The sequence below is a fragment of the Enterobacter cloacae complex sp. I1M genome (assembly GCF_014982425.1).
In the GTDB taxonomy this organism is placed as follows: Bacteria; Pseudomonadota; Gammaproteobacteria; order Enterobacterales; family Enterobacteriaceae; genus Enterobacter; species Enterobacter intestinihominis.
This window is the reverse complement of the sequence record NZ_JADCLG010000022.1, coordinates 40,308-66,343: the sequence shown is the minus strand read 5'-3', so window position 1 is coordinate 66,343 and position 26,036 is coordinate 40,308. Positions and strand designations below refer to the sequence as shown.

Genomic DNA, 26,036 nt, shown 5'->3' with positions numbered 1-26,036 from the left:
TTACGGAACAACGATCAGCGGGCCACTGGCCGACCCCGTTGCTCGCCACTGCGGAACGTACATGGACTCGACCATCGGAACAGGCACCTGATAGGTTCCTGGCGTAACGGCACGGGCCAGGTAAACCAGCGTGACCGGCTGACCTTCATTGACCGGCACGGCGGCCACAAAGCGATCGTCGCGGAATTCCATGTGCTGAATATCAGACTGTTGCATCTGATTCAGCAGATTTTGCACTTCACTGCCGCTGTCCTGCAAGCTGGCGCTGCTGCTCGCCAGATTCTGGTTTTCCAGCTCCAGACCTGCCGGGAGCAGATCCACCACCAGCGCATCCGGTACGTTCTGGCTTGCCTTCACTTCCAGCCACACCAGAACCAGCTCACCGCTCTTAAGTGAAGAGAGCGACTTGCTGCTGCCGTCTGTCGCCAGGATATGACGTTCAATCTGCAAGACGTGAGAAGATGGCTGGGGCGCATACTCCGGATAGCCAGTAGTGTCCAGTCGTACCCACAGCGGCGTCGTGCCGGTATTCGTCACCTGCAAGGCACCAGGCTGGTCGCCGTTCAGGTTTTCTACCTGCGCTTTATCACTGCTCTGGGTCTGTTCAGAGAGGGTGGTCGTTGCCTGCCACGCGCCTGACAAGGTTTGCAGTGAACGTCCGGCCAGGAACAGCGCATTGCTCTCCTGGGTTGACAGCCAGCGCTGGCTGAACGCGTCTTCAGATAACGCGTTCAACAGCCTGTTTTGCGCATCCGGCAGCAGCTTGTACTCTTCCAGCAGGGAGAGCATCAGGGCATTATCACGCAGCTGGCTGCCGTAATCCGCCATCCAGTTTCGGCTGTCGTTACGGGGTGTTTTGAGAGCCAGATCCAGCGCCTGCTGGCTGCGCGGTGTATCCCCCATCAGTTTGAGTGCCATGCCCAGCTGCATCAACGGAAGCCCGGAAGCAGCCTGAGCGTGGCGATCCCAGATTTCACGCAATGCACCGAGCGGCGCTTTTTGCTGACGAGCCAGCACCAGCGAAGCATACGCCTGGACAGCAAATTTGCTGGCCTGGGTGTCGTCGCTGTAGCGGATGGACATCATCCCCGGATCCTGTAAATAGCGCAGCAGTCGGCTGTTGGCGTTATTCACCGCCTCGGCAGGCACGCTGTAACCCTGCTCCCCTGCCCGCACCAGGAAGTCCGTAACATAGGCGGTCAGCCAGTACTCTTCCGGGCCGTTTTTATCCCACAAGGCAAAACCGCCATCGTCACGCTGCATTTGCAGCAGACGGGAGATGCCGATATCAATGGCCGCACGGCGTTTATCGTCGGTGTCGCCTTTAATGCCCAACGCCGTAAGCTGTGCCGCGTTGGTGTAGAGGGACGGGAACAGGCCGCTGGTGGTCTGCTCAAGACATCCGTATGGATAGGCCTGAAGTTCACGAATGTAGCGCGCCAGGTTCAAAGGTGGTTTACCGCTGAGCAACAGCTGTCCCTGTAGCGTGGCAGGCGAGAAACCGTCGATATGCTGTGCTGGCGCGCTCCAGGATTCGCCAGGGTTCAGCATCGTGCCCGTATTCACCGTTTGCGCCGGGAATGCGGGGCGTACACCAATTTTCCAGCTCTTCTGCTGCGGCGCAAACGTCTCACCAGGGAGCTGAAGCCCCGTCACCTGAGCAGTTACTTCACCATCGCCATAGCCTTCCAGCGCGCGCACCGGAATAAACAGAGTGCTACGTGCGCCAGGCGGCAGCTTAACCGGCTCTGGCTGAGCACCTTCGAGCGACACCTTACCGGTTGCGGTTAACGCAATGTTCAGGGTTTGCGGCTGGTCAGTAAGGTTGGTCAGGTCCAGCGTCAGGCGAGAGGTATCGCCACTTGCGAGGAATCGCGGCGTGTTAAGCTCGGTGATAATCGGAGCCGCCACAATGATTTTGCTTTCGCTGCTGCCGAAATCGTCTTCCGTCCAGGCCTGCGCCATCAGACGCAGTTCGCCGTTAAAATCGCCAATCGGCAGCGTGATGGTGCCTTCACCGTTGGCATCAAGCCTAACCGGCTGCGCCTGCTGAGCAATAATGGTGACATGGTTCACCGGTGGCTTACCGCCGCGTTTCAGTTCATCGCCGTCTCCGCCAAAGCGCAGTGCGGCAAGACGTCCCTGACCTTCAATCACCTGGCCGTAAACATCATAGATGTCCGCGCCATAGCGCTTCTGACCGAAGAAAGCTTCCCACGGATCCGGCGTGACGTAGTCGGTAATGTTCAGCACGCCGCTATCAACAGCCGAGACCAGCACGTTCACCTTCTGTGGCACAGCCCCCTCTTTTACGCTGGCTTTCACTTTCACAGAAAGCGTCTGGTTCGGACGCATTTTTTGTGGGTTATCAAGTGCGATGCTCAGGCGACGATTTTCGTCCCCCATTGGCAGATGCAGCAGACCAACCGCGCGTTTTGGCGTGGCGGACTTAGATTTATCGCCAGGACGAACCACCAGCGTGCTGAGGTAGAGATCGTGACGTTTCCAGGCCTTATCCACCGGAATGGCGAGATCCAGACCGTTAACCGGTACGTCGATCTCTTTCCACCACAGTGGCCCTTCGCTGGATTCGATCATTGCATAGCCCTTGCCTGCGGCCGGCGCTGCAATATGCAGGTTGATGGTATCGCCTGGCTGATAGGATGGCTTGTCCAGTTTCAGCGTCACACGATCCGGGCGAGCAGCACCCGTGCCATCGCTGTTATCCTGCCAGCTGTACCCCGCCCAGAAGCGCACGCTGCTGACCATGTTATCAGGGGCTTTCACTTCCAGACGGTATGAGCCCCACTCCACCGGGAAGGTGACTTTACCGGTTTCATCGGCCTTGAGGTTAAGTTCCTGCTCGCCCTCAACGAGATCTTTTTGATCAAACTGAGACTGCCAGCCCTCGCTCTCGGACCAGTTCCAGAAGTAGTCGCGACGCTCACGGACCAGACGCACCTGCAGACCAGATACCGCTTTTTTCGCCCCGCTGGCATCGGCATAGACGATGTCAAAGCTGGCGTTGCCGTTCTCGTCGACAATCGGCTGGTTGACGGTGGTATCGGTGCGGTAGTCGTACACGGCCTTGCTGGCGAACTGTGGGCGGATCCCCGGAAGTTCAGCCGCAGGCCAGATAGCCTGCTCGGCGCGTCGCGTTACCGGACGCCCGCCTGATTCCAGCAGGCTGGCCTGCAAAATCAGTTGCAGCGGCGAGTGCACCTCTTTCCACTGGCTTTCGGTGGTAACCTGTCCGCGCCCCTGTTCGTCCAGCGTAAGCTGCACTTCATCCAGGCTGCGGCTCAGGTTCTCCTCGGCAATATCACCGAACTGGAAGCCAGGCAGTGCAGGCACCGCGTCACGTAGCGGACGCAGGAAAAGCTGGCCTTGCAGAGAATTACCGTTAGCCGGCGCGCCATACAGGTAATAGCCCACAACGTTAAAGTCCACATCCTCCTGCGGGGAAACCGGCGTTTTTTGCCCGGTCAGATTCAGCGCCATACGCTCAGGCATAAAATCTTTGACGTGGAAATCCCACATGCGCTGCTGGTTATCCCCCGTATTCGCGCGAATATGCCACATGCCGGTCTGGGCGCCGCTATCAAGCGAATAGTTGAAGCGATAAAGGCCGTTCTCAGGTTGCACAACGACCGTACGCGCTACCTGGCCGTCCGGACGCAGCACGTCAAGTTTTACCGGCTGCTCGGGAAGCGGTTTGCCATCGCTGTCGCGAAGCAGGCCGTTAAGGATCACCGTTTCACCCGGACGATAGAGATCGCGCGGGCCAAACATAAAGAACTGTTTGCTGTAACCCGGGTTACCGGCGATATCAAACTCCGCCAGATCCAGCGCCGGAAGTTTGAGGTCAAGAAGCGTGGTCTGGCCATCTTTACTGGCCAGGATGAGCGCGGCTTCTTTATCGGTTTCCAGTTTCGCATGACCATCGGCGTCGCTGTTCGCCTCGGCCAGGGTCTGTCCTTTATCGTTCAGAAGGGTAATGGTCACGCCTGACTGCGCCGCACCGTTTTCAAGACTCTGGGTGAAGATGTCCAGGCGGTTATGATAACGGTGAGCGGACAGCCCAATATCAGTTAAGGTAAAGAGCGTCGCGGCGTTACTGTAGTTATAGTGACCAGCCTGATTCATCACGGCGATATAGACGCCAGACTGCTGGAGCGGCTTAATATCTTTGAGCGGCAGGAGTAGTTTTTCACGCGTGTTGCGCGCCGGGTTGAGGTCGAAACGGCCGGTGTAGACCAGTTCCGCCATCTTCAGCAGGTTGTCAGATTCCCAGTTGGTCAGCGAGTTACGGTACTCCCACTGGCTGACAAACGAGGCCAACGACTCCGGCTTAACGCGGTAGAAGTTCACGTCCACATTGTTGACGTTGAGCGCCATCACCGGCAACCCTTCCACCACTTTACCCGGCAGCAGCGATCCGCGGCTGGCGAATCCGACCGTCGGTTCAACATCCCGGGTGGTGATCGCTTTTTCATAGTCAATGCCGAATGTCGCTTTGTTCAGCGCCAGCAAATTACGCTCGACGGTGACGACCAGATTACGATTCGGCTCCAGATGGCGCAGGCGCAGCTCTTTCAGATTGGGGGCCAGTTCCCAGGCGCCGTCCACTTTGCCACTTTTTTTATCCACCACATGCACCGTTTTCGCAAAATCCTGGCTGGGATCCAGCGGTACAGAGAAGGTCAGAACCAGTGTCGCAGCACCGTCGAGTTGCACTTCAGAGGCATCCAGCAGCGTCAACGCCTTACCCTGACTCTGCGCGGCCAGCTTAGCCAGCTTTTCAGGATCCGGTTTTGCCGGGGTTTTCTGTTCTGATGTAGTAGACGCTGCGGGGGCAGCGGCCTGAGGTTTGTCATCGCTGTTATCACAGCCGGCAAGCGTAAAGGTGGTGAGCAGCGCGAGAGAGATCGCAGCTAAGCGAAACGGTTTCATCCTATGTCCCTGGCCTGAGGGGCCTGTTGGTCGTCGTCCGGATAAGTATTATCCGCAAGTTTCGTTAATACAAAAAGTCCAATTTTATAATCTGGAAAGCGCCTCGCAGAATGGCATCGCGCTCGCATGCGAGGGTGGAACCGCGATCACACAGCGTAACGTAACATGTTACCTTTCGCGTCATTTGTTTTTAAAACAAGAAGATAGCTGGATAAGCTCGCATCATGCCTGCTAGTTTTATGACCATGACGCACCCCGAGTGCGCGGTTCAATAAGAGAGAAAGCCATGAAACGAGCCGTGAACGCCCTACAAAATTTCGGAAAATCACTTTACGGACCTGTACTTATCTTACCCATCGTCGGTCTGTTTATCGCCTTTGGGAATGTGCTGGGTAACGGCAATCTGGCCGAGTACCTGCCGTTTCTCGGCCATCCGCTGATCCAGAGTGTCGGCCAGCTGATCGCCAAATCTGCCGTGTCGGTGCTGGTCAACCTGGCGCTGGTGTTTGCCGTCGGGATCCCCATTGGCCTGGCAACCCGAGACAAAGGCTACGCGGCGCTGATTGGGCTGGTGACTTTTATCGTGTTTATCAATGCTATGAACGTGACGTTACAGCTTCAGGGAGAACTGGCCCCTGCAGAGCAGATGAAAGCCGCCGGACAAAGCATGGTTCTGGGCGTCCAGGTGCTGGAGATGGGCGTTTTCGCCGGGATCCTGACCGGGGCGCTCTCCGGTTATCTGTACAACAAATATTCCGGTGTCCAGTTTAACGGCGCGATGGCGATATACTCCGGCCACTGCTTTGTCGCGATTGTTATGTTGCCAGTCTCTATGCTGCTCGGCGTGGTCATGAGCGAACTCTGGCCGTACGCACAGCATGGAATAAGCGCCCTGGCGCTGGCGATCAAAGGGTCCGGTCCGTTTGGGGTGGCGATCTACGGTTTCCTTGAACGCATTCTGGTGCCGACGGGCCTGCATCATCTGGTCTATACGCCGTTCCTGTATACCGAACTGGGCGGTACGCAGGAGGTGTGCGGTACGGCTTACCAGGGCGCGCGCAATATCTATTTCGCCGAGATGGCCTGCCCGGACGTGAAGCAGCTCAGCAGCACCGTGGTGTGGGATGCTCGCGGCATCAGCAAGATGTTCGGCCTTCCCGCCGCCGCGCTGGCGATGTACATGACCGCGAAGCCAGAGCGTAAAGCGATTGCGAAAGCCATTCTGATCCCGGCGGCGCTGACCTCGCTGCTGGTCGGCGTAACCGAGCCGATCGAGTTCTCTTTCCTGTTTGTCGCCCCGCTGTTGTTCGTGGCGCATGCGGTGCTGACCGGCATTGGCATGATGCTGTTCACCCTGTTTGGCGTTCACGCCATCGGCGCCAACGGAATTATCGATTTTATCCTCTACAACCTGCCGCTCGGCACGGAAAAGTCCAACTGGCCCATGTACATCGTGGTCGGGCTGATCATGTTCGCCCTTTATTTCGTGGTGTTCCGCTTCCTGATCCTGCGTTTCAACATGAAAACGCCCGGTCGTGAAGATGACGATCGGGAGACGCGCCTCTACAGCAAACAGGAATACCAGGCGAAGGGAAATAACGACGGGCTGGGCGAATCGATCGTCGTCGGTCTGGGCGGTCGGGAAAACATTCAGGTGGTTGATAACTGCTACACCCGCTTACGCGTCACGGTGAAGGACGTCGCCATCATCGACGAACCGCGCCTGAAAGCGACCGGCGCGAAAGGGATTATCAAACAAGGTAACAACGTTCAGGTGGTCTACGGGCTGCATGTCAAAAAAATGCGAGAAGCCGTTGAGACGTTTCTCTGAAAGGAGCTAAAGATGTTAACACCCCCATTCATTCTGTCGATTGCTGGCGGCGGCAGCACCTACACGCCAGGTATAGTGAAAAGCCTGATGGTACGCCTGCACGATTTCCCCCTGGCAGAGATTCGCCTGTATGACATCGACGAGGCGCGCCAGAACACCATTGCGCCCGTGGTGGAAAAGGTCATTCGCGACCACAGCCAGAGCATCAAATTCACGGTCACCAGCGATCCGGAGGTGGCCTTCAGCGGCGCGCATTTTGTTTTTGCTCAGATGCGCGTCGGACAGTACAAAATGCGCGAGCAGGATGAAAAAATTCCGCTGCGCCACGGAGTGGTCGGCCAGGAAACCTGCGGACCCGGCGGGCTGGCATATGGCCTGCGTACGATCCTGCCGATGGTAGAGCTGATCGATAGGGTGGAACGCTACGCGCACGAAAAGGCGTGGATCGTGAACTACTCCAACCCGGCGGCGATCGTCGCTGAGGGCGTGCGTCGCCTGCGCCCCAACGCACGCGTGCTGAACATCTGCGATATGCCTGTCGCCGCGATGCGCAATATGGGCGCCATTCTGGGCGTGGACCGTCATAAACTGGAGGTGGACTATTTTGGCCTCAACCACTTCGGCTGGTTTACCCGCGTGCTGGTGGACGGCGAGGACAAGCTGCCGGAGCTGCGTAAACATATCGCGAAGTTTGGCCTGCTGACGGAAGACGCGGCCAAAACCGACCCGCAGCACTCGGATCCGTCATGGGTGAAAACCTGGCGCAACATCAAGCCGATTATGGATAACTTCCCGGAGTACCTGCCGAACCCGTATCTACAGTACTACCTGATGCCGAACCAGATTGTGGAGCATCAGAACCCGGACTATACCCGTGCCAACGAAGTGATGAACGGACGTGAGAAAAAGCTGTTTGCCGCCGCCGAAGAGTACCAGCGCAGCGGGATCTTACCGGACGCCTTCCACGTAGGTGTTCACGGCGAATTTATCGTCGATGTCGCCTGCTCGCTGGCATTCAACCTGCGCCAACGTCATCTGGTGATGGTGGAAAACCGCGGGGCGATTACCAATCTGCCGTACGATGCGGTGGTGGAAGTACCTGCCTATATCACCTCCGAAGGGCCGGAGCCTGTCCGCGTGGGTCAGGTGCCGTTGTTCCACCAGACGCTCCTGCAACAGCAGCTCGCTTCTGAACAGCTGCTGGTGGAGGCAACCATCGAAGGCAGCTACGAGAAAGCGTTGCAGGCATTTACCCTGAACCGCACCGTGCCGACCATGGAGCACGCGAAAGCGATTCTGGATGAGATGATCGAAGCCAACCGCGACTACTGGCCAGCGCTGCAAAAGGCATGGCAGGACGGTGAAGCGGTGAAAAAATAGGGGCTTGCTCGCGAGTTGAACGTGGTTAACTTGTCGGTGTCAGAAAAAACACCGACAATCCTTTTTTACGGAAAAGAATGGAGGCAACCATGTCCACCTCATATTTTGTCGCCGCCGACTGGCTGATTGAGCACGGCGACGACCCGGAAGTTCAGATTATCGACGCGCGCATGGCCCCTCCGGGCCAGGAGCATCGTGACGTTCCCGCTGAATATCGCGCAGGGCACCTGCCTGGCGCGGTTTTTTTCGATATCGAAGCCCTCTCCGATCACACCTCTCCCCTGCCGCACATGCTGCCTCGTCCGGAAGCGTTTTCCGTGGCGATGCGCGAGCTCGGCATCAGCAAAGACAAACACCTCGTTGTTTACGATGAGGGTAACCTCTTCTCCGCCCCGCGGGCGTGGTGGATGCTGAAAAACTTCGGCGTGGAAAAAGTGTCGATTCTGGCGGGCGGACTTGCAGGCTGGAAGCGCGACGAGCTGCCGCTTCAGCAGGGCGACGTCACGCTGCCGGAAGGGGAATTTGATGCCACGTTTGACGCACACGTGGTCAAGCGCCTGACCGACGTTCTGGTCGTGAGCCACGAAAACACGGCCCAAATCGTCGATGCCCGTCCCGCTCCACGCTTCAACGCTGAAGCGGATGAGCCGCGTCCGGGACTGAAACGAGGACATATCCCGGGGGCGCTGAACGTGCCGTGGGGCGATCTGGTGTTTGAAGGCGAGCTGAAAACCACCGATGAATTGCGTGCCATTTTTGAACGTCAGGGCGTGGATTTGCATCGTCCGGTTATTGCCAGCTGCGGCTCCGGCGTGACGGCCTGCGTGGTGATCCTGGCGCTGGCAACCCTTGGCGCGAATGACGTGACGCTGTATGACGGCGCCTGGAGTGAATGGGGTGCACGGGACGATCTGCCGGTAGAACCGGCGAAATAATGGATAACCGCCTGGCAACGCTGTTAACACGCGGGTCGTCACTGACCCGCGCGGAGTATCGCGTCCTCGCCCACCTCACTGAGCATCCGCTGCTGGTGGGCAATATCACGGTGCGCGAGCTGGCGCTGGCGACATTTGTCTCCACCGCGACGATTATGCGGCTGTGCCAGAAGCTGGGCTTCAGCGGCTTTAGCGAGTTTATCTGGCACTGCAAGCAGCTGCTTTCTGACACGCCGCATATCACCGTACAGTCTGCGCAACATGCAGAAATGCCCGCGCTTTTTGCCCGGTTTATTGCCAACTATCAGCAGACCTTCCAGTGGGTTACCCAGGACAAACGCCAGCAGTTTGCCAGCCTGCTGCGCCAGAAAGAGAGCTTCTTTCTCTACGGCGCCGGGTTTTCATATCTTTTTGCCGAGTACCTGACCAAGAAGTTGCAGGTGCTGGGAAAAACCGCGTTCATCTCCGGACCGGGGGACAGCCGGAATATTTTTCTCAGCAACGCCGCACGCTATCAGGTATTTATTGCCGTTTCGCGCAGCGGCGAAACGGAGCAGGTGCTGGATAAAGCGCGGATCGCCAAAAACGTCGGCATGACGATCGTCGCGTTTACCCGCGCGTCGGCCAATACGCTGGCAGGTATGGCCGACGTGCATTTTGCCCTCTATGACGAAGCGGTACATTTCGCCGCCGAAGCCGCAGGGGTGACGTCGTTTGAGTCGAATCTGGTGCTGCTGATGGATTTACTGTTGCTGGAAGCAACGGGGTGAAGGTCACCCCGCCGTAATCAGATAATGCGGTTGGTCTTGAGATCGCGCAGGAAGCCGCCCCAGCGACGCTCGTAGAACGGGGTGATGTGCTCGGTAATAAAGTGGCTGATGCCCTGCTCACCTTTCTTCACCTGACAGATATCAATCGGCTCATCGCCCGGGAGCGTGTCGGTCGCTACGCTTCCCGCCGCCTGGATGATCTCCTCAACATCGCCGTCGGCCTCGATCCCTATCAGCAGAACAGGCTTTTCGTCAGCGCTCTCTTTGATGGAGCAGAGGAACGCGCGTTTTACCGGCTTGATGGTTTTAAACAGCGTGGTCAGGGAGTCAATCATCTGCGCGGGCGGCTCAGCCACTTCAGACAGCAGCAGCGTTTCGCCCCCTTCCAGCACCTCCTGGGTGCTGAGCGGGTTGCCCTCGTCACCAATCAGATGGCTGATTTCACGCGGAGTGAACTCTTTCCCTGTCGGCAGTTTGGCGTTGAGGAACAGCGTCTGCCCCAGGGTCATTTCGAACAACGTGCGCACCGGCATCACCACGAACGCCTGTTCGTCTTCTACCGCTTCCTGCAAAGCCTCGAGCGAGGTAAAGAACGGGATCACCGACGTGCCGTCGTCTTTCTCCCAGTGCAGCAGATCCAGGGCGCTGTCTTCGACAACCTGCTCCCCTTCTGCTGCGGTGCCCGGCACCCAGACGGTGGATTCCAGCAGCGTGCGGAAAAAGGCCGGACGGTGGGCGGGCTCGGTCGCCGCCTGCTCCAGCAGGGTTTCTAATTCGTTTTTGGTTTCTGACATAGTTTGGCTACTTCACAATTGCCCGGCGGCGCTACGCTTGCACGGGCCTACGGATTTTGTAGGCCGGGTAAGCGTAGCGCCACCCGGCAAAAAAGATCACTCAGCCGTCAGCAGGTTCGCCACGGTACGCACGCCCAGACCGGTTGCGCCTGCTGACCACTGCTCAACCGCCGCTTTACGGTAGGTTGCGGAGCAGTCAATGTGCAGCCAGCCTTCATGGTAGTTCTCAACGAAGTGAGACAGGAAGCCTGCTGCTGTGCTGGCTCCCGCCGGGTACGCCGCGCTCGCGGTGTTGTTCAGCTCGGCGAAGTTAGACGGCAGCTGGCTGCGGTGGAACTCGGCCAGCGGCAGACGCCAGAACGGCTCGTTTTCCGCCGCCGCGCTGGCCAGCAGGCGAGCGGCCAGCTTGTCGTCGAAGCTGAACAGCGCATGGTAATCGTTGCCAAGGGCAGTTTTCGCCGCGCCGGTCAGGGTCGCCATGTCGATAATCAGCTCCGGCTTCTGCGCAGAGGCGTCGATCAGGCCATCGGCCAGCACCAGACGGCCTTCGGCATCGGTGTTCATCACCTCAACATTTTTACCGTTGCGGTAGCGAATGATGTCGCCCAGCTTGAAGGCGTTGCCACTCACCATGTTATCTGCGCAGCACAGGTAGAGCTTCACGCGCTTGTTCAGACCACGGGTGATGGCGAACGCCAGCGCGCCGGTAATGGTCGCCGCGCCGCCCATGTCGGACTTCATGGAATCCATGAACGCGCTCTGCTTCAGGCTGTAACCGCCGGTATCGAAGGTGATACCTTTCCCGACCAGACAGGCAAAGACCGGCGCTTCTTTATCGCCGGTTGGGTTGTAATCCAGCGCCAGCAGGACCGGAGGACGCTCGGAGCCACGACCCACGGTGTGGATACCCATGTAATTTTGTTCGCGCAGGTCTTCACCTTTGGTGATGCGGTAGGACATCTTGTCGTCCGCCACGCCGCACAGCAGGTCAACCGCGCGCTGCGCCAGCTGCTCAGGCCCCAACTCTTCCGCCGGGGCGTTGATGGTGTCGCGCACCCAGTCGATAATTTTCAGGCGGCTTTCCAGCTCTTTCTGACCGGCTTCGTCGAGGTTCGCCCACTCAATTTTACGGGTGCCTTTCGGCCCTTTGTAGCCTGCCCAGAACGCCCAGCTGCGGTCGGTGTCCCAACCTTCCCCGTCCAGCGACACATGCTTAATGCCAAGGCCGTCAATCTTACGCGCGGCGCGCTGGATCAGGCCCAAATCATCGTTGCCCGTCAGGTGCAGGGTAATGCCGTCGTTATTGATGCTCCAGGTGGCTTTCTCGCCCCAGCGTGCGTCGGCTGGCTGCGTGGAGAGCGTAATCTTCATCGCTTCGGTCATTTTATTTGTCCTTATTAGCAAACGGGCCGCCTGAAGGCAGCCCGTTAAGTGATTTACTCTGCTTCATCTAACCAGACTAACAGAATCGCCTCCAGAATTTTTTCATTGGATGCGTTTGGATCGTCGTCAAAATCCTCTAAATCGCAGATCCACTGGTGCATGTCGGTGAATCGTACGGTCTTCGGATCGAGATCCGGGTTCGCGTCGTAGAGCGCTTCGCCGATTTCACGGCTGTCAGTCCACTTCAGTCCCATATTAATGCTCGCGTGCGTGGTTGATGGTGTAGCGTGGGAATTCCACGACCAGATCTTCATCGGTCACCGCGGCCTGGCAGCTTAAGCGGCTGTCTGGCTCCAGACCCCATGCTTTGTCCAGCATGTCGTCTTCGTCTTCGGTGCTCTCGGCGAGAGAATCAAAACCTTCACGCACGATGCAGTGGCAGGTGGTACAGGCACAGGATTTTTCACAGGCGTGTTCCACTTCGATACCTGCACGCAGGGCTACATCGAGAATGGTTTCACCGGTCTTCGCTTCCAGAACAGCGCCATCCGGACAGAGGTCCGCATGAGGCAAAATAACAATCTTTGGCATATTAAACCTCGTCCACGGACTGGCCTTTCAGCGCGACGCGGACAGATTTGTCCATGCGGCGAGCAGCGAAGTCCTGGGTTTGTTTATCAACGTTTTTAATGGCTTCTTCTATTGCGTCAGCGTCATTGCCTTCGGCGACTACGCTTAAGCGCGCGGCAGCCTCGTCAATCACCTGGCGCTCAGCGGCGCTTAACAGCGCGGCGTCGGCAGCGAGCGCGCCGTTCAGGCTCTCCAGCACGCGTGCGGCTTCCACTTTTTGTTCCGCCAGCATACGCGCCTTCACATCCTGCTCGGCGTAGCTCATTGAGTCCTGAATCATGGAGGCGATTTCGCCATCGGTCAGGCCGTAGGACGGCTTCACCTGAATGGACGATTCGACGCCGGTGGATTTTTCCATCGCCGTCACGCTCAGGAGACCGTCCGCATCCACCTGGAAGGTGACGCGAATATGCGCCCCGCCCGCCGGCAGCGCCGGAATTCCGCGCAGCGCAAAGCGCGCCAGAGAGCGGCAGTCCTGCACCAGCTCGCGCTCGCCCTGCATCACGTGGATGGACATCGCGGTCTGGCCGTCTTTGAAGGTCGTAAACTCCTGCGCGCGCGCCACCGGAATGGTGGTGTTACGGGGAATGACTTTCTCCACCAGGCCGCCCATGGTTTCTAAACCCAGAGACAGCGGGATGACGTCCAGCAACAGCATTTCGCTGTCCGGCTTGTTGCCGACCAGGATATCGGCCTGGATAGCGGCACCCACGGCAACCACTTTGTCCGGGTCGATAGAGGTCAGCGGCGTGCGGCCAAAGAATTCCCCTACGCGCTCACGTACCAGCGGCACGCGGGTTGAGCCGCCAACCATGACCACTTCCAGCACCTCGTTAGCCTCAACGCCCGCATCTTTCAATGCGCGACGGCAGGCCAGCAGGGTACGCTTAACCAGAGGCGCAATCAGTTCGCTGAACTGGTCGCGGGTGATCTCACCCTGCCAGCCTGCGACGTCCACGCTGACGGACTGCGCATCGCTCAGGGCGATTTTGGCGTCGATGGCCGCATCCAGCAGTTCACGCTGGACGCGCGCATCGCTGCGATCGCTGATGCCCGCCTGCTCGCGGATGTAGTCCGCCAGCAGATGGTCGAAGTCATCGCCGCCGAGCGCGGAATCCCCGCCGGTGGCCAGCACTTCGAACACACCGCGGCTTAAGCGCAGGATAGAGATATCAAACGTCCCGCCGCCGAGATCGTAAACCGCAATCACCCCTTCCTGACCGGAATCGAGGCCGTAGGCAATGGCTGCCGCTGTCGGTTCGTTCAGCAGACGCAGCACGTGCAGGCCCGCCAGACGCGCGGCGTCTTTGGTGCCCTGACGCTGTGCATCGTCGAAGTAGGCCGGAACGGTGATTACTACGCCGTCCAGATCGCCACCGAGCGTCGCCGTCGCGCGCGCCGCCAGCGCTTTGAGGATGTCAGCGGAAACACGAATCGGGTTCAGCAGACCGGCAGATGTCGCAATCATCGGCAGGCCGTTTTCGCTGGCCTGTAACTGGTACGGCAGATGCGGATAACGGGTCTGGATATCCGCCAGCGAGCGGCCCATCATGCGCTTAACCGAGCTGATGGTGTTAGCCGGATCGCGCGCGGCATTGGCGCGGGCATCAAAGCCGACAGCGTGACCCTGCTGCTGGTAGTGGACCACGGAAGGCAGCAGATGGCGGCCCTGCTCGTCAGCCAGCGTTTCCGCCTGGCCGCTACGCACGGTCGCCACGAGAGAATTGGTGGTGCCCAGGTCAATACCGACCGCCAGACGACGCTGGTGCGGTGCGGCGCTTAAGCCTGGCTCACTAATTTGTAATAAGGCCATAATTGCTTCCGAAATTAAAAATCGAGCAGCTTTTCTTCGAGTTGTTCAGCACTGCTTCGCAGTTTATCGAGAAAACGGAGTTTGCGCACAGTGTCTGCCGCCACGTCCCAGGTCTCGTTGTTCAGTTGCTCAACCATCTGCTGATGGCGGGTATCGAACATGCCCTTTACGCGCTGGAGAAAACGTTCCAGACGCGCTTCGTCTTTAGCCTGTTCAATTTCATCCAGCTCTTCGCGAAGCTCCAGCTGCTCCATCAGAAACGCGGTGTCGCGCACGGTATGCTGTTCGCTCGCCAGATCAAAACCGTGGAGCGAGAGCAGATATTCTGCACGCGCCAGCGGATGACGCAGCGTTTGCCAGGCCTGGTTGATGGTTGCGGAGTGTGATACCGCAGCCAGCTGCTCTGCCTGCGTCCCGCTGGCGAATTTATCCGGATGGTACTGACGCTGGAGATCCTGAAAACGGATCGTCAGCGCCTGGAGATCAATCGGGTATTGAGCGGGTAGTCCGAAGAGAGTGAAGTAATCCATAACAATCTCAGGGGTAGCCTGTTAGAACAAACCCCACGCGCAGCAAAGCCACGGTGGGGTTATACCTTCTTACTTCGCGCTGCAGATGCGTTGTCTGCGCTCGTTCACCCCAGTCACTTACTTAAGTAAGCTCCCGGGGATTCACTCGCTTGCCGCCTTTCTGCAACACGAATTAATCGGTATAACAGCGGAACGCGGTTAAACGTGGAAGCTTTCGCCGCAACCACACTCGTCTTTGACGTTCGGGTTCGTAAATTTGAACCCTTCGTTCAGGCCTTCTTTTACAAAGTCCAGCTGAGTGCCGTTGAGAAATTGCAGGCTTTTGCCATCGACCACCACCTTCACGCCCTTGTCTTCAAACACGGTGTCATCAGACGCCGGTTCGTCAACAAACTCCAGTACGTAAGCCATACCAGAACAGCCGGAGGTACGTACGCCCAGTCGCAGGCCAAAGCCTTTACCACGGTTCGCCAGAAAAGAGCTTACTCGCGCGGCAGCGCTGTCGCTAAGGGTAATCGACATACTCAAACCTCAATTATTTTGCTTCACGTTTGCTTTTGTAATCCGCAATGGCGGCTTTGATCGCGTCTTCTGCCAGAATTGAACAGTGAATTTTCACCGGCGGCAGTTCGAGTTCTTCAGCAATGTCCGTGTTTTTGATTGCCTGTGCTTCGTCCAGAGACTTGCCCTTCACCCACTCGGTGACCAGGGAGCTGGAGGCGATAGCAGAACCGCAGCCGTAGGTCTTGAAGCGCGCGTCTTCAATGATACCTTCATTGTTGACTTTAATCTGCAACTTCATCACGTCGCCACACGCTGGCGCGCCAACCATACCGCTACCGACAGATTCGTCGCTGTTGTCAAAAGAGCCAACGTTGCGCGGGTTCTCGTAATGATCGATAACTTTTTCGCTGTATGCCATGATTGAATTCTCCTTATGTACCGATTAGTGATGTGACCATTCAATGCTGTTCAGATCCACGCCCTGCTTGAACATTTCCCACAGTGGAGAAAGGTCGCGCAGACGGCCGATGGAGTTACGGACCAGTTTGATGGTGTAGTCAATCTCTTCTTCGGTAGTGAAACGACCTAAAGAGAAACGGATAGAGCTGTGTGCCAGCTCGTCAGTCATGCCCAGCGCACGCAGCACGTAGGATGGCTCCAGGCTTGCAGACGTACAGGCAGAACCGGAAGAAACGGCCAGGTCTTTCAGCGCCATGATCAGCGACTCGCCTTCAACATAGTTGAAGCTGACGTTGAGGATGTTCGGCGCGCCCTGCTCGAGATCGCCGTTCAGATAGACTTCTTCCATATCCTTCACGCCGTCCCACAGACGGTTACGCAGCGTACGCAGGCGTGCCATCTCGCTTTCCATCTCTTCTTTCGCGATGCGATACGCTTCGCCCATCCCCACGATCTGGTGAACAGGCAGCGTACCGGAACGCATGCCGCGCTCGTGACCGCCGCCGTGCATCTGTGCTTCAATGCGGATACGTGGCTTACGACGAACGTACAGCGCGCCGATCCCTTTCGGGCCATAGATTTTGTGGCCGGAGAAGGACATCAGGTCCACTTTCAGCTGGCTCAGGTCGATAGGCAGTTTGCCCACGCTCTGGGTCGCATCCACGTGGTAGATGATGCCGCGCGCACGGCACATTTCGCCGATGGTGGCGATGTCCTGCACAACACCGATTTCGTTGTTAACGTGCATGATGGAAACCAGAATGGTGTCATCACGCATCGCCGCTTCGAGCTCTTTCAGGTCGATGATCCCGTTGCTCTGCGGCGCCAGGTAAGTCACTTCGAACCCTTCACGCTCCAGCTGACGGCAGGTGTCCAGCACGGCTTTGTGTTCGGTTTTGCTGGTGATGATGTGCTTGCCTTTTTTCTGATAAAAGTTGGCTGCACCTTTGATCGCCAGGTTGTCGGATTCGGTCGCACCGGAGGTGAAAACAATTTCACGCGGGTCGGCACCGACCAGGTCAGCAATCTGATTACGGGCGATATCAACCGCCTCTTCAGCATGCCAGCCAAAACGGTGTGAACGGGAAGCTGGGTTACCAAAGTTTCCGTCCAGGGTCAGACACTGCATCATTTTCTCGGCAACACGCGGGTCCACCGGCGTGGTTGCGGAGTAGTCGAGATAAATCGGTAATTTCATTGCTCTATAAACTCCGTACATCGCTTCAATGCAAGGAATCAGGCAACCGGCTGGATGTACGACCGAGTACGCGGGGTGTGACCACCCCGGCCTGATTCTGAATACTTATCTTTTTAATTACGCGCGCAGTTTAACGTCGATGGCGTCCTGCGAGCGGGTGCTGCGTTGTGAATCCTGACTGTGCTGACGACCAGAAACATCCAGAACTTCCTGGTTATTAACCAGCTCACCCAGGGTGATGTTATTCAGGAAGCCGGTCAGACGGTCGCTCAGATCGCGCCACAGCGCGTGGGTCAGGCATTTATCGCCGCCCTGGCAGCCGCCTTTGCCCTGGCAACGGGTCGCATCAACGGATTCGTCAACTGCGCTAATCACTTCGCCAACCGCAATACTGCCCGCGTCTTTACCCAGCAGATAACCGCCGCCCGGGCCACGAACGCTGGACACCAGTCCATTTTTACGCAGTCTGGAGAACAGCTGTTCCAGATAAGAGAGGGAGATCCCCTGTCGTTCAGAAATATCAGCCAACGGAACCGGGCCCGCTTCGGAGTTGAGCGCAACGTCCAGCATCGCGGTCACGGCATAACGCCCTTTAGATGTCAGTCTCATGTCTTACTTAACCTCAAACTCGCCCCTGCCCGGGGTTTTTTATTGTAAAATGGGGGTATTGCATAGCAGGGCCAAGTCTGACATTCCTGACTAAATTGGTCAACTATTTACTTGACTGTTTTAGTCAGGTATTTAACCTTCTGTGCCGTATTTTTTGCCCGGCGGCGCTGCGCTTGCACGGGCCTACGGGCTTTGTAGGCCGGGTAAGCGCAGCGCAACCCGGCGAACACACTGCACTACTCTTTATTCTTCTGCTCAATCGACGCCAGGATCCCGCGCAGGATGTTCAGCTCCTGGCTTTCCGGGCGCGCGCGGGTGAACATACGGCGCAGCTTGTTCATCACCTGCCCTGGATGGCCTTCACGGATAAAGCCGGTAGAGAGCAGCGTCTGCTCCAGGTGGCCGTAGAAGCGCTCCAGATCGTCCACCAGCGGGTAGGCCGTCTCTTCTTTAGGTTCGACCGGTTTTTCCTGCGTCGCCAGCCATGCCATGCGCACTTCGTAGGCAATCACCTGCACCGCCATCGCCAGGTTCAGCGAGCTGTATTCCGGGTTGGCGGCAATCGCCACGTGGTAGTGACACTTCTGTAGTTCCTCGTTGGTCAGGCCAACGCGTTCACGACCAAACACCAGCGCAACCGGCGCCTGTTCCGCTTCTGAGATACTTTTCAGGCCGCATTCGCGCGGGTCCAGCATCGGCCAGGGCAGCGTACGGGAGCGCGCGCTGGTCCCCACCACCAGACTGCAACCGGCCAGGGCTTCGTCCAGGGTGTCCACAATCTGTGCATTCCCTATCACGTCGCTGGCGCCGGCCGCCAGCGCAATAGCCTGAGAGTCTGGTTTCACCAGCGGATTAACCAGCCACAGGTTCGTTAAGCCCATGGTTTTCATAGCGCGGGCCACAGAGCCCATGTTGCCGGTGTGCGATGTTTCGACCAGCACGATTCGAATGTTTTGCAGCATAATTTTTAGATGTCTGGATTCAGTGTCTGAAGAATATTCGGGCATATTATCATAAACGAGAGACATAATCCGATCCCGCTGCTATACTCTGCGCCGATTTTCCTGTTCTTTAACATCCAGTGAGAGAGACCGATGCATCCGATGCTGACCATCGCCGTGCGCGCAGCGCGCAAGGCGGGTAATGTAATTGCCAAACACTACGAAACCCCAGACTCCGTAGAAACCAGCCAGAAAGGCAGCAATGATTTCGTGACTAACGTCGATAAAGCCGCCGAAGCGATTATTATCGAAACGATCCGCAAATCTTACCCGCAGCACACCATCATCACCGAAGAAAGCGGTGAACATGAAGGTACCGATCAGGATGTTCAATGGGTTATCGATCCACTGGATGGCACCACCAACTTCGTTAAGCGCCTGCCACACTTCTCTGTGTCTATCGCAGTACGCATCAAAGGCCGTACTGAAGTCGCCGTTGTTTACGATCCAATGCGTAACGAACTGTTCACCGCGACCCGCGGTCAGGGCGCGCAGCTGAACGGCTACCGTCTGCGCTGCAGCAATGCACGCGATCTGGACGGCACGATTCTGGCGACCGGCTTCCCGTTCAAGGCGAAGCAGCACGCAACCACTTATATGAATATCCTCGGCAAACTGTTCACCGAATGCGCGGACTTCCGTCGCACCGGCTCTGCTGCACTGGATCTGGCCTACGTGGCGACCGGCCGCGTTGACGGTTACTTTGAGCTGTCACTGAAGCCGTGGGACTTCGCGGCGGGCGAGCTGATCGCACGTGAAGCTGGCGCGATTGTTTGTGACTTCACCGGCGGCCATAACTATATGTCTACCGGCAACATCGTTGCAGGTAACCCGCGCGTTGTTAAAGCCATGCTGGCAAACATGCGTGAAGAACTGAGCGATGCGCTGAAGCGTTAATCCAGTCTGTTAAGCCCGGTGGCGCTACGCTTACCGGGCCTACAAACCCCTCAGGTATGGCTAAAAAGGCCGCAACCCCCTTCCCACCGGCACCGCACTTATCCACATCGTGACCGCAGCCACCAGCAGAATCACCCCGCCCGCCAGCGCAAGCGTCGTCCAGCCAACCTGTCGCCACAATACCGGCGTTTTATTGCCGCTGAGTTTTACCGCCAGCTGACGGAAGCTGTGCACCAGCAAGGCTAACGAAGAGATAGTCAGTGATGTTCCCGCCGCCATCGCCAGCGCCGAGATCATGCCCCAGCCAAATACACCTATCACTTTGCTGAACAACAGCACCATGATTGCGCCCGAGCACGGACGCATCCCCATTGAGAGAACAATCATCAGGCGCGCACGCCAGTCGTCACCATTCTGTAATTGTTCCTGCGTCGGCAGATGCTGATGCCCGCACCCGCAGTTTTCATGGTGAAGGTGATGCGGCGTAAAGATTTTGAATTTTGGTTTTTGCAGCAACGCGCGCAATTTTTTCAGCGCCCGCCAGCAGAGAATCAGCCCCAGTAAGCCTACCAGCGCGTAACTTCCCTTCTCCAGCCAGAAGCTGCTCATATGCAGCTGGCGGGCCGGGAGCTGTAGCAGCGAAAGGACGACCACGACCAGCGCAATTGCCACACCGCCCTGAAGTAAAGAGGAAGCCAGCGTCAGGCCGATACTCGATTTCAGCTTCGACGGATGGGTGGCAAGCCAGGTCGTGATGACGATTTTGCCGTGCCCCGGCCCCAGGGCATGCAGCACGCCATAGATAAAGCTGAACGCCAGAAGAGAGCCGCCCGCTTTGGACGGATTTTCCGCCACGGCTTTCAGCAGCCCGCTCATCTGCTGATTAACTTCCCGCTGCCAGAGGATACTTTTCATCATCACCTGCGGCCATGCCTGCCACAGCCAGAGCGCGCCGCCAGACGCTAACAGCAAAAAGAGCGCCAGAGGCCAGAGGTGCAGCCAGCGACGCGGCTTACTGACGGGGGAGGAGATCACTGACATTGTAACGTCACCTCCTGCGCAAACTGTTTTCCTAATTCCATGTCTTCTGGAGGCGCATCTTCTTTATCAAGGGAAACGGCAAAGTTCAGCGTCTCTTCACTGGGCGTCGGCGTGTGCACGGCAATTTTGCAGCTTTTTTGCAATATTTCTGGCAACTGTACGTCGCTGTCCTGGGCGTAATGCATATCGACATAGTAGGTTGGGTCAAACGTGGAAAACCTGTACTTCTGCCCGGCCAGCGGCTGAGGGTGCGCCAGCGGAAGGATAAACGTCAGCACCGCCTGATGGCCGTCGCGGGTCATACCGTACTCCGTGGGACGGTTAAGAAATTTCACCTTTTGTCCGTTGTGCCAGAACTCGGTGAAGTAGTGCTGACCCAGCACGTTGGCCATGACTTCCGCCGCCAGCTTTTTCCAGATCTCGTCGCCGGGCTTTGCGTTTCCGGCATCGTACAGCAGGTCGGCGGAGGTGATTTCATCCATCGTCCAGCGCATCTTCAGGCCGCTGAGCTGTGTACCGTCCGTCACCAGTTCGGTTTTCAGGCTGATAAAGCTGTGAGGATGTGCGCTGGCGGCGGAGGTGATAACCGCCAAAAATAACGCTGTCACGCTTTGTTTAACTGTTTGCATCAATTCCTCACGTCAAAAATTCTGTGATGTTCGCCAGCAATCCTGAATGAAAGGCCTGCCGGCGCGCTTTTCAGCGCCCATCCTTTAGCTATTCTTATCAAACATTCACACTGGATACCCGACAGATGATGACGACGCTTGAAATTCCATCTGTGCTTTCCAGTTCGCAGCGCCGTTGCCAGGTGCTTTTGATGCTTTACCTGCCCGATGCTGCCGTCACCGCACAGAGCATAATCGCTGCCAACGGCGTGGACGACGTCCTGGCACGGCAAGATATAGCCGAGACGCGCGATGAAATCCAGCGCTATCATCGGCTTGATATCGTCACGCACCATGACGGTTGCTACCGTATTGAGGGCTCCGCCCTGAATCAGCGTTTGTGCCTGCTGCACTGGCTGCGCAGGGCGCTTCGGCTGTGTCCACATTTTGTCGCCCAACAGTTTACCCCTGCCTTAAAAACCGCGCTCAAACAGCACGGCATTGCCCGCCCGCTTTATGACGATGCGAACCTTCGGGCGCTTATCAACTTTTGCGCGCGCAAGCTTCAGCGCCAGTTTGAGTCCCGCGACGTACAGTTTTTACAGCTTTATTTGCAATATTGTCTTATTCAGCATCATCTGGGCAATACGCCGGAGTTTTCACCCGTTCAGCGCAGCTGGACGCAATCGAGAGGGGAATACTTTACGGCGCAGGAAATTGTCCGTCACTGGAAACGGCGCGTCCCGCAGGGAACGCACAGTGATGAACAGCTGTTCCTGGCGCTGCTGTTTATGATGCTCCGCACACCCGACCCGGTACTGGATAAACACCAGCAGGATCAGCGCCTGCGTCGGGCCATCGTGCGTATGATTGCCCGTTTCCGGGCGCAAACCGGGATGAACTTCAGCGATGAGCAAGGGCTGACCGATCAGCTGTATATTCATCTGGCTCAGGCGCTGGACCGCTCCTTATTTGACATCGGCATCGACAACAGTCTGCCGGAAGAGATCCACCGTCTATACCCCCGGCTGCTGCGCACCACTAAAGAGGCGCTGTCTGAGCTGGAAGCCGAATTTGGCCTGCGATTCTCCGGTGAAGAGATGGCTCTGGTGGCGGTGATTTTTGGTGCCTGGCTGATGCAGGAAACCGATCTTCATGAAAAACAGGTGGTCCTGTTAACGGGGGAAGATAAAGCCTGCGAGGAGTTAATTGAGCAGCAGCTTCGCGAGCTAACGCTGCTGCCGCTCAATATTCGTTATCTTAGCCTGGAAGCGTTTAAGAAGGAGGGCGCCCCCCGCGAGGCGGCGCTGGTTATTACGCCTTATCCAACCGCCCTGCCGCTGTTCTCGCCGCCGCTCATTCATGCCGTTGAGACCCTGAACACGCAGCAGCAGGAACATATTCGCGTTATGCTCGAATCTTAGTTACGTGCGAGCAGCGACTTTAGGGCGGATGACGATGGCCGGTAAAGCGACCAGCGCCATCACCCAGAACACACCGTGGCCCAGGTGCTGATAGAGGAAACCGGCAAATACGGTCATCACCGCAATACTGCCGCCCATCGCCACCGCTGAATAGACTGCCTGAAGACGAATAACGTCCCCACCCTCTCGCGCCGCGATATAGCGCATCGCCGCCAAATGGCAGACGGTGAAGGTTCCGCAGTGCAGAATTTGCGCCACAATCAGCCACGGCAGATCCGTCGTCCAGCCCATGATGCCCCAGCGCGCTACGCCGCAAACGGCGGAAAGCAGCAGCAGGTCACGCGCCCCGAAACGACGGAACAGTTTTTGGCTCAGCGCGAAGATAATGACCTCCGCTACCACGCCGAGCGACCACAGGTAGCCTACCGCAGAAGCCGAGTAGCCCGCCCCCTGCCAGTAGATGGCGCTGAAGCCGTAATAGGCCGCATGCGCCCCCTGAAGCAGACAGACGCAGGCCAGGAAACGCCAGCTTTGCGCCACCAGCGAGCGCCAGGCGGACCAGCCAGCGCTCTCCTGATGGCGGCTTTCGCCCTGCGGCATCACCGACGGACGCAGCAACATACCGAGCAGCATCGAGGCGATGCCGAGCGTTAACAGGGCCAGAATGGCGCGATAGTCATAGAGGCTGACCAGTTTCCCGACCAGCGCAGAGCCGATCACGAAGGCAATCGATCCCCACAGGCGCACGCGGCCATAGTCCATGGTGATCTGCTTTTGCCAGGTGTTCGCCAGGGCATCCGTCAGCGGCACCAGCGGGGAGAAGAACAGATTAAAGCCAACCATCACCACCATCAGCCAGGCAAACTGGTGGCTGACCCAGAAGCAGGCCGCAAAGACCAGCGTCAGGAGGGCCAGAATTCGCACCGCTTTAATCAACAGAGAGGGATCGCTGACGCGGGGTGCTATCAGCAGGCTACCCAGGAAACGTGCCACCAGCCCCGTGCCCAGCAGGATGCCGATGGTCTCAGGCGTCAGACCAATTCCCTTGAGCCAGACGCTCCAGAAAGGCAAAAAAATACCGTAACTAAAGAAATAGGTGAAATAGCTGAGCGCCAGCCAGCGCGTGGAATGCAAGACCATGAATCCCTCCCGAAATGGAGGCGATAGTCTGGCGTTAATCCCTGACTTTAGCAAGTCGTTAGCGCGCTATAAATTAACTAAAAATTAACATCATCACCAGCCGTACAGCGTATGGCGAGAGCGGTAAAACTGTATTACGTTTATAAGACATCGCCTGAAGAGGTCGTTTGCCATGAACAGCTTACGTTATTTCGATTTCGGATCCTCTCGTTCTCTCCTGCTTTTAATTGCCCGCATTGCTATCGTGGTCCTGTTTATTATTTTCGGTTATCCCAAGCTGACGGGGTTTAGCGGCACCGTTCAGTACATGACGTCGCTCGGCGCCCCCATGCCCATGCTGGCCGCGATTATTGCGGTGGTAATGGAAATCCCCGCCGCGATTCTGATCGTTCTGGGCTTTTTTACCCGCCCCCTCGCGGTGATCTTTGTCTTCTATACGCTGGGAACGGCGGTGATTGGACACCACTACTGGGATATGACGGGCGATGCGGTCCTGCCAAATATGATTAACTTCTATAAAAATGTGAGTATCGCTGGCGCCTTTATTTTGCTGGCGATAACCGGGCCGGGGGCCATCTCCCTCGACCGACGTTAGCCCATAAAAAAAGGCCGCATGAGCGGCCTTTTTCAGTTCTGAAACGCAGAGAATTATGCGTACACCGGGAAGCGTGCGCAGATGTCCAGAACTTTACCTTTAACGCGCTCGATAACCGCGTCGTCATTGATGTTGTCCAGAACGTCACACATCCAGCCCGCCAGCTCTTTCACTTCCGCTTCTTTAAAGCCACGGCGAGTTACGGCCGGAGAACCGATACGGATACCGGAAGTCACGAACGGGCTCTTCGGATCGTTTGGCACGCTGTTTTTGTTCACGGTGATGTTGGCGCGGCCCAAGGCTGCGTCAGCTTCTTTACCGGTCAGGTTCTTATCGACTAAATCCAGCAGGAACAGGTGGTTTTCAGTCCCACCGGACACCACTTTGTAACCACGGTTCAGGAACACTTCCACCATCGCTTTGGCGTTCTTAGCAACCTGCTGCTGATAAACCTTGAACTCTGGCTCCATCGCTTCTTTCAGCGCGACGGCTTTCGCGGCGATAACGTGCATCAGCGGGCCGCCCTGGGCGCTTGGGAACACGGCGGAGTTCAGCTTTTTGTACAGCTCTTCGTCACCGCCTTTCGCCAGGATCAGGCCACCGCGGGGACCCGCCAGGGTTTTGTGGGTGGTGGTGGTCACAACGTGCGCATGTGGAACCGGGTTCGGGTAAACGCCAGCGGCAATCAGACCGGCAACGTGCGCCATGTCGACGAACAGGTACGCGCCGATGCTGTCAGCGATTTCACGCATTTTTGCCCAGTCAACGATGCCGGAGTAAGCAGAGAAGCCACCGATGATCATCTTCGGCTTGTGCTCTTTAGCCTGCTTCGCCATGTCTTCGTAGTCAATTTTACCGGACTCATCAATACCGTAAGGGATGATGTTGTACAGTTTGCCAGAGAAGTTAACCGGAGAGCCGTGAGTCAGGTGGCCGCCCTGCGCCAGGTTCATACCCAGAACGGTATCGCCCGGCTGCAACAGCGCGGTGTAAACAGCGAAGTTAGCCTGAGAGCCAGAGTGCGGCTGGACGTTCGCGTAGTCAGCGCCAAAGAGTTCTTTCGCACGGTCAATCGCCAGCTGCTCAACGATATCAACGTATTCGCAACCGCCGTAGTAGCGCTTGCCCGGATAACCTTCAGCATATTTGTTGGTCAGCTGAGAACCCTGCGCCTGCATCACGCGCGGGCTGGTGTAGTTTTCGGAGGCGATCAGTTCGATGTGCTCTTCCTGACGTACTTTTTCCTGCTCCATAGCCTGCCACAGTTCGGCATCATAATCGGCAATGTTCATTTCACGCTTTAACATCCGCATCTCCTGACTCAGCTAACAAGTAAATTTTTGGCCTGAAAAGGCAGTCCTGTTGGACGACGGGCAACAGTATAACTGAATAGTTCTGCGATAACAGGTCTTGACAAACGATTTTACGCAAACGTTTACCTCCACGCCACGCAAGGGTTTGAGCAATAAAGCTCTCGCCATTTTCAACGGATTTCTTTTCAGCTTTGTGATGCATATTTTTCATGATGCAAAGAACCATTT

Annotated in this window: 24 protein-coding genes; 7 read left to right on the top strand and 17 right to left on the bottom strand. The window is 57.1% G+C overall.

From position 1 onward, the window contains the following. Positions 1 to 4,953, bottom strand: coding sequence for an alpha-2-macroglobulin (locus tag INF86_RS14030; protein WP_193543626.1), 4,953 nt, complete (start codon positions 4,951 to 4,953; stop codon positions 1 to 3). Between the two features lie 286 nt (positions 4,954 to 5,239). Between INF86_RS14030 and INF86_RS14025 the strand changes: the two genes are divergently transcribed. From INF86_RS14025 to INF86_RS14010, 4 genes are all read left to right on the top strand, one after another. Next, a complete protein-coding gene (locus tag INF86_RS14025) occupies positions 5,240 to 6,784 on the top strand; it encodes a PTS transporter subunit EIIC (protein WP_193543625.1) in 1,545 nt (514 codons plus the stop codon). Positions 6,785 to 6,796: 12 nt separating this feature from the next. After that, positions 6,797 to 8,164 carry a 6-phospho-alpha-glucosidase gene (locus INF86_RS14020; protein WP_022649011.1) on the top strand — a complete coding sequence of 456 codons (1,368 nt, stop codon included), beginning with the start codon at positions 6,797 to 6,799 and terminating at the stop codon, positions 8,162 to 8,164. A gap of 89 nt (positions 8,165 to 8,253) precedes the next feature. Then, complete coding sequence (gene sseA / locus INF86_RS14015) at positions 8,254 to 9,099, top strand: 3-mercaptopyruvate sulfurtransferase (protein ID WP_023300716.1); 846 nt, start codon at positions 8,254 to 8,256, stop codon at positions 9,097 to 9,099. Further along, positions 9,099 to 9,869 (top strand): MurR/RpiR family transcriptional regulator, encoded by a 771-nt coding sequence (locus INF86_RS14010; protein ID WP_023306706.1) that lies wholly within the window; start codon positions 9,099 to 9,101, stop codon positions 9,867 to 9,869. Before sseA ends, INF86_RS14010 begins: the two co-directional genes overlap by 1 nt. Positions 9,870 to 9,886: 17 nt before the next feature. Here the strand turns inward: INF86_RS14010 and sseB are convergent, their stop codons facing one another. The 11 genes from sseB to trmJ form a co-directional block, all read right to left on the bottom strand. Next, positions 9,887 to 10,663: an enhanced serine sensitivity protein SseB gene (sseB, locus tag INF86_RS14005; protein WP_063148285.1), complete on the bottom strand. Its 777-nt coding sequence runs from the start codon at positions 10,661 to 10,663 to the stop codon at positions 9,887 to 9,889. Positions 10,664 to 10,759: 96 nt separating this feature from the next. Beyond that, the gene (gene pepB / locus INF86_RS14000) at positions 10,760 to 12,046 is read right to left on the bottom strand and encodes an aminopeptidase PepB (protein ID WP_193543624.1); all 1,287 of its coding nucleotides are present in this window, start codon (positions 12,044 to 12,046) and stop codon (positions 10,760 to 10,762) included. Between the two features lie 53 nt (positions 12,047 to 12,099). Further along, on the bottom strand, positions 12,100 to 12,300 hold the full coding sequence (gene iscX, locus INF86_RS13995; RefSeq protein ID WP_003860650.1) for a Fe-S cluster assembly protein IscX: 201 nt from the start codon (positions 12,298 to 12,300) through the stop codon (positions 12,100 to 12,102). A 1-nt stretch (position 12,301) separates the two neighbouring features. Beyond that, complete coding sequence (fdx, locus tag INF86_RS13990) at positions 12,302 to 12,637, bottom strand: ISC system 2Fe-2S type ferredoxin (protein ID WP_003860652.1); 336 nt, start codon at positions 12,635 to 12,637, stop codon at positions 12,302 to 12,304. Position 12,638: 1 nt separating this feature from the next. After that, positions 12,639 to 14,489, bottom strand: a complete 1,851-nt coding sequence (gene hscA, locus INF86_RS13985; protein WP_193543623.1) for a Fe-S protein assembly chaperone HscA — start codon at positions 14,487 to 14,489, stop codon at positions 12,639 to 12,641. Positions 14,490 to 14,503: 14 nt separating this feature from the next. After that, complete coding sequence (gene hscB, locus INF86_RS13980) at positions 14,504 to 15,019, bottom strand: co-chaperone HscB (RefSeq protein ID WP_022649017.1); 516 nt, start codon at positions 15,017 to 15,019, stop codon at positions 14,504 to 14,506. A gap of 198 nt (positions 15,020 to 15,217) precedes the next feature. Continuing rightward, positions 15,218 to 15,541, bottom strand: a complete 324-nt coding sequence (iscA, locus tag INF86_RS13975) for an iron-sulfur cluster assembly protein IscA (protein ID WP_003860659.1) — start codon at positions 15,539 to 15,541, stop codon at positions 15,218 to 15,220. A gap of 13 nt (positions 15,542 to 15,554) precedes the next feature. Further along, positions 15,555 to 15,941, bottom strand: a complete 387-nt coding sequence (iscU, locus tag INF86_RS13970; protein WP_003860661.1) for a Fe-S cluster assembly scaffold IscU — start codon at positions 15,939 to 15,941, stop codon at positions 15,555 to 15,557. 24 nt (positions 15,942 to 15,965) lie between these two features. Further along, positions 15,966 to 17,180 (bottom strand): cysteine desulfurase, encoded by a 1,215-nt coding sequence (gene iscS / locus INF86_RS13965; protein ID WP_006176692.1) that lies wholly within the window; start codon positions 17,178 to 17,180, stop codon positions 15,966 to 15,968. A 117-nt stretch (positions 17,181 to 17,297) separates the two neighbouring features. After that, the gene (iscR, locus tag INF86_RS13960) at positions 17,298 to 17,789 is read right to left on the bottom strand and encodes a Fe-S cluster assembly transcriptional regulator IscR (RefSeq protein ID WP_022649018.1); all 492 of its coding nucleotides are present in this window, start codon (positions 17,787 to 17,789) and stop codon (positions 17,298 to 17,300) included. Between the two features lie 236 nt (positions 17,790 to 18,025). Further along, positions 18,026 to 18,751, bottom strand: coding sequence for a tRNA (cytosine(32)/uridine(32)-2'-O)-methyltransferase TrmJ (trmJ, locus tag INF86_RS13955; protein ID WP_015572157.1), 726 nt, complete (start codon positions 18,749 to 18,751; stop codon positions 18,026 to 18,028). A gap of 132 nt (positions 18,752 to 18,883) precedes the next feature. On the opposite strand from trmJ, the gene suhB reads away from it, so the two are divergent. After that, positions 18,884 to 19,687 (top strand): inositol-1-monophosphatase, encoded by an 804-nt coding sequence (gene suhB / locus INF86_RS13950; RefSeq protein ID WP_022649020.1) that lies wholly within the window; start codon positions 18,884 to 18,886, stop codon positions 19,685 to 19,687. A 60-nt stretch (positions 19,688 to 19,747) separates the two neighbouring features. Here the strand turns inward: suhB and INF86_RS13945 are convergent, their stop codons facing one another. Next, complete coding sequence (locus INF86_RS13945) at positions 19,748 to 20,728, bottom strand: nickel/cobalt transporter (protein ID WP_193543622.1); 981 nt, start codon at positions 20,726 to 20,728, stop codon at positions 19,748 to 19,750. Continuing rightward, positions 20,719 to 21,357 (bottom strand): DUF1007 family protein, encoded by a 639-nt coding sequence (locus INF86_RS13940; protein WP_022649022.1) that lies wholly within the window; start codon positions 21,355 to 21,357, stop codon positions 20,719 to 20,721. The genes INF86_RS13945 and INF86_RS13940 overlap by 10 nt, the downstream gene beginning before the upstream one ends. A 125-nt stretch (positions 21,358 to 21,482) precedes the next feature. Here INF86_RS13940 and csiE point away from each other — a divergent pair, with 125 nt between their 5' ends. Further along, the gene (gene csiE, locus INF86_RS13935) at positions 21,483 to 22,760 is read left to right on the top strand and encodes a stationary phase inducible protein CsiE (protein ID WP_193543621.1); all 1,278 of its coding nucleotides are present in this window, start codon (positions 21,483 to 21,485) and stop codon (positions 22,758 to 22,760) included. On the opposite strand, the gene INF86_RS13930 is transcribed toward csiE, so the two are convergent. Beyond that, positions 22,761 to 23,900: a 3-phenylpropionate MFS transporter gene (locus INF86_RS13930; protein WP_193543620.1), complete on the bottom strand. Its 1,140-nt coding sequence runs from the start codon at positions 23,898 to 23,900 to the stop codon at positions 22,761 to 22,763. 172 nt (positions 23,901 to 24,072) lie between these two features. On the opposite strand from INF86_RS13930, the gene INF86_RS13925 reads away from it, so the two are divergent. Then, entirely contained in the window at positions 24,073 to 24,495 is a 423-nt protein-coding gene (locus INF86_RS13925; RefSeq protein ID WP_038416512.1) for a DoxX family protein, read from the top strand. A gap of 53 nt (positions 24,496 to 24,548) precedes the next feature. Here the strand turns inward: INF86_RS13925 and glyA are convergent, their stop codons facing one another. Further along, on the bottom strand, positions 24,549 to 25,802 hold the full coding sequence (glyA, locus tag INF86_RS13920; RefSeq protein WP_003860678.1) for a serine hydroxymethyltransferase: 1,254 nt from the start codon (positions 25,800 to 25,802) through the stop codon (positions 24,549 to 24,551). After that, positions 25,789 to 26,019, bottom strand: coding sequence for a hypothetical protein (locus INF86_RS13915; protein ID WP_122974144.1), 231 nt, complete (start codon positions 26,017 to 26,019; stop codon positions 25,789 to 25,791). The genes glyA and INF86_RS13915 overlap by 14 nt, the downstream gene beginning before the upstream one ends. Positions 26,020 to 26,036: the final 17 nt, after the last annotated feature.

What these genes read in the sequence shown, in the direction of transcription:
- INF86_RS14030 (WP_193543626.1), bottom strand. Translation starts at nt 4,953, where the DNA reads ATGAAACCGTTTCGCTTAGCTGCGATCTCTCTCGCGCTGCTCACCACC.
- INF86_RS14025 (WP_193543625.1), top strand. Translation starts at nt 5,240, where the DNA reads ATGAAACGAGCCGTGAACGCCCTACAAAATTTCGGAAAATCACTTTAC.
- INF86_RS14020 (WP_022649011.1), top strand. Translation starts at nt 6,797, where the DNA reads ATGTTAACACCCCCATTCATTCTGTCGATTGCTGGCGGCGGCAGCACC.
- sseA (WP_023300716.1), top strand. Translation starts at nt 8,254, where the DNA reads ATGTCCACCTCATATTTTGTCGCCGCCGACTGGCTGATTGAGCACGGC.
- INF86_RS14010 (WP_023306706.1), top strand. Translation starts at nt 9,099, where the DNA reads ATGGATAACCGCCTGGCAACGCTGTTAACACGCGGGTCGTCACTGACC.
- sseB (WP_063148285.1), bottom strand. Translation starts at nt 10,663, where the DNA reads ATGTCAGAAACCAAAAACGAATTAGAAACCCTGCTGGAGCAGGCGGCG.
- pepB (WP_193543624.1), bottom strand. Translation starts at nt 12,046, where the DNA reads ATGACCGAAGCGATGAAGATTACGCTCTCCACGCAGCCAGCCGACGCA.
- iscX (WP_003860650.1), bottom strand. Translation starts at nt 12,300, where the DNA reads ATGGGACTGAAGTGGACTGACAGCCGTGAAATCGGCGAAGCGCTCTAC.
- fdx (WP_003860652.1), bottom strand. Translation starts at nt 12,637, where the DNA reads ATGCCAAAGATTGTTATTTTGCCTCATGCGGACCTCTGTCCGGATGGC.
- hscA (WP_193543623.1), bottom strand. Translation starts at nt 14,489, where the DNA reads ATGGCCTTATTACAAATTAGTGAGCCAGGCTTAAGCGCCGCACCGCAC.
- hscB (WP_022649017.1), bottom strand. Translation starts at nt 15,019, where the DNA reads ATGGATTACTTCACTCTCTTCGGACTACCCGCTCAATACCCGATTGAT.
- iscA (WP_003860659.1), bottom strand. Translation starts at nt 15,541, where the DNA reads ATGTCGATTACCCTTAGCGACAGCGCTGCCGCGCGAGTAAGCTCTTTT.
- iscU (WP_003860661.1), bottom strand. Translation starts at nt 15,941, where the DNA reads ATGGCATACAGCGAAAAAGTTATCGATCATTACGAGAACCCGCGCAAC.
- iscS (WP_006176692.1), bottom strand. Translation starts at nt 17,180, where the DNA reads ATGAAATTACCGATTTATCTCGACTACTCCGCAACCACGCCGGTGGAC.
- iscR (WP_022649018.1), bottom strand. Translation starts at nt 17,789, where the DNA reads ATGAGACTGACATCTAAAGGGCGTTATGCCGTGACCGCGATGCTGGAC.
- trmJ (WP_015572157.1), bottom strand. Translation starts at nt 18,751, where the DNA reads ATGCTGCAAAACATTCGAATCGTGCTGGTCGAAACATCGCACACCGGC.
- suhB (WP_022649020.1), top strand. Translation starts at nt 18,884, where the DNA reads ATGCATCCGATGCTGACCATCGCCGTGCGCGCAGCGCGCAAGGCGGGT.
- INF86_RS13945 (WP_193543622.1), bottom strand. Translation starts at nt 20,728, where the DNA reads ATGTCAGTGATCTCCTCCCCCGTCAGTAAGCCGCGTCGCTGGCTGCAC.
- INF86_RS13940 (WP_022649022.1), bottom strand. Translation starts at nt 21,357, where the DNA reads ATGCAAACAGTTAAACAAAGCGTGACAGCGTTATTTTTGGCGGTTATC.
- csiE (WP_193543621.1), top strand. Translation starts at nt 21,483, where the DNA reads ATGATGACGACGCTTGAAATTCCATCTGTGCTTTCCAGTTCGCAGCGC.
- INF86_RS13930 (WP_193543620.1), bottom strand. Translation starts at nt 23,900, where the DNA reads ATGGTCTTGCATTCCACGCGCTGGCTGGCGCTCAGCTATTTCACCTAT.
- INF86_RS13925 (WP_038416512.1), top strand. Translation starts at nt 24,073, where the DNA reads ATGAACAGCTTACGTTATTTCGATTTCGGATCCTCTCGTTCTCTCCTG.
- glyA (WP_003860678.1), bottom strand. Translation starts at nt 25,802, where the DNA reads ATGTTAAAGCGTGAAATGAACATTGCCGATTATGATGCCGAACTGTGG.
- INF86_RS13915 (WP_122974144.1), bottom strand. Translation starts at nt 26,019, where the DNA reads ATGAAAAATATGCATCACAAAGCTGAAAAGAAATCCGTTGAAAATGGC.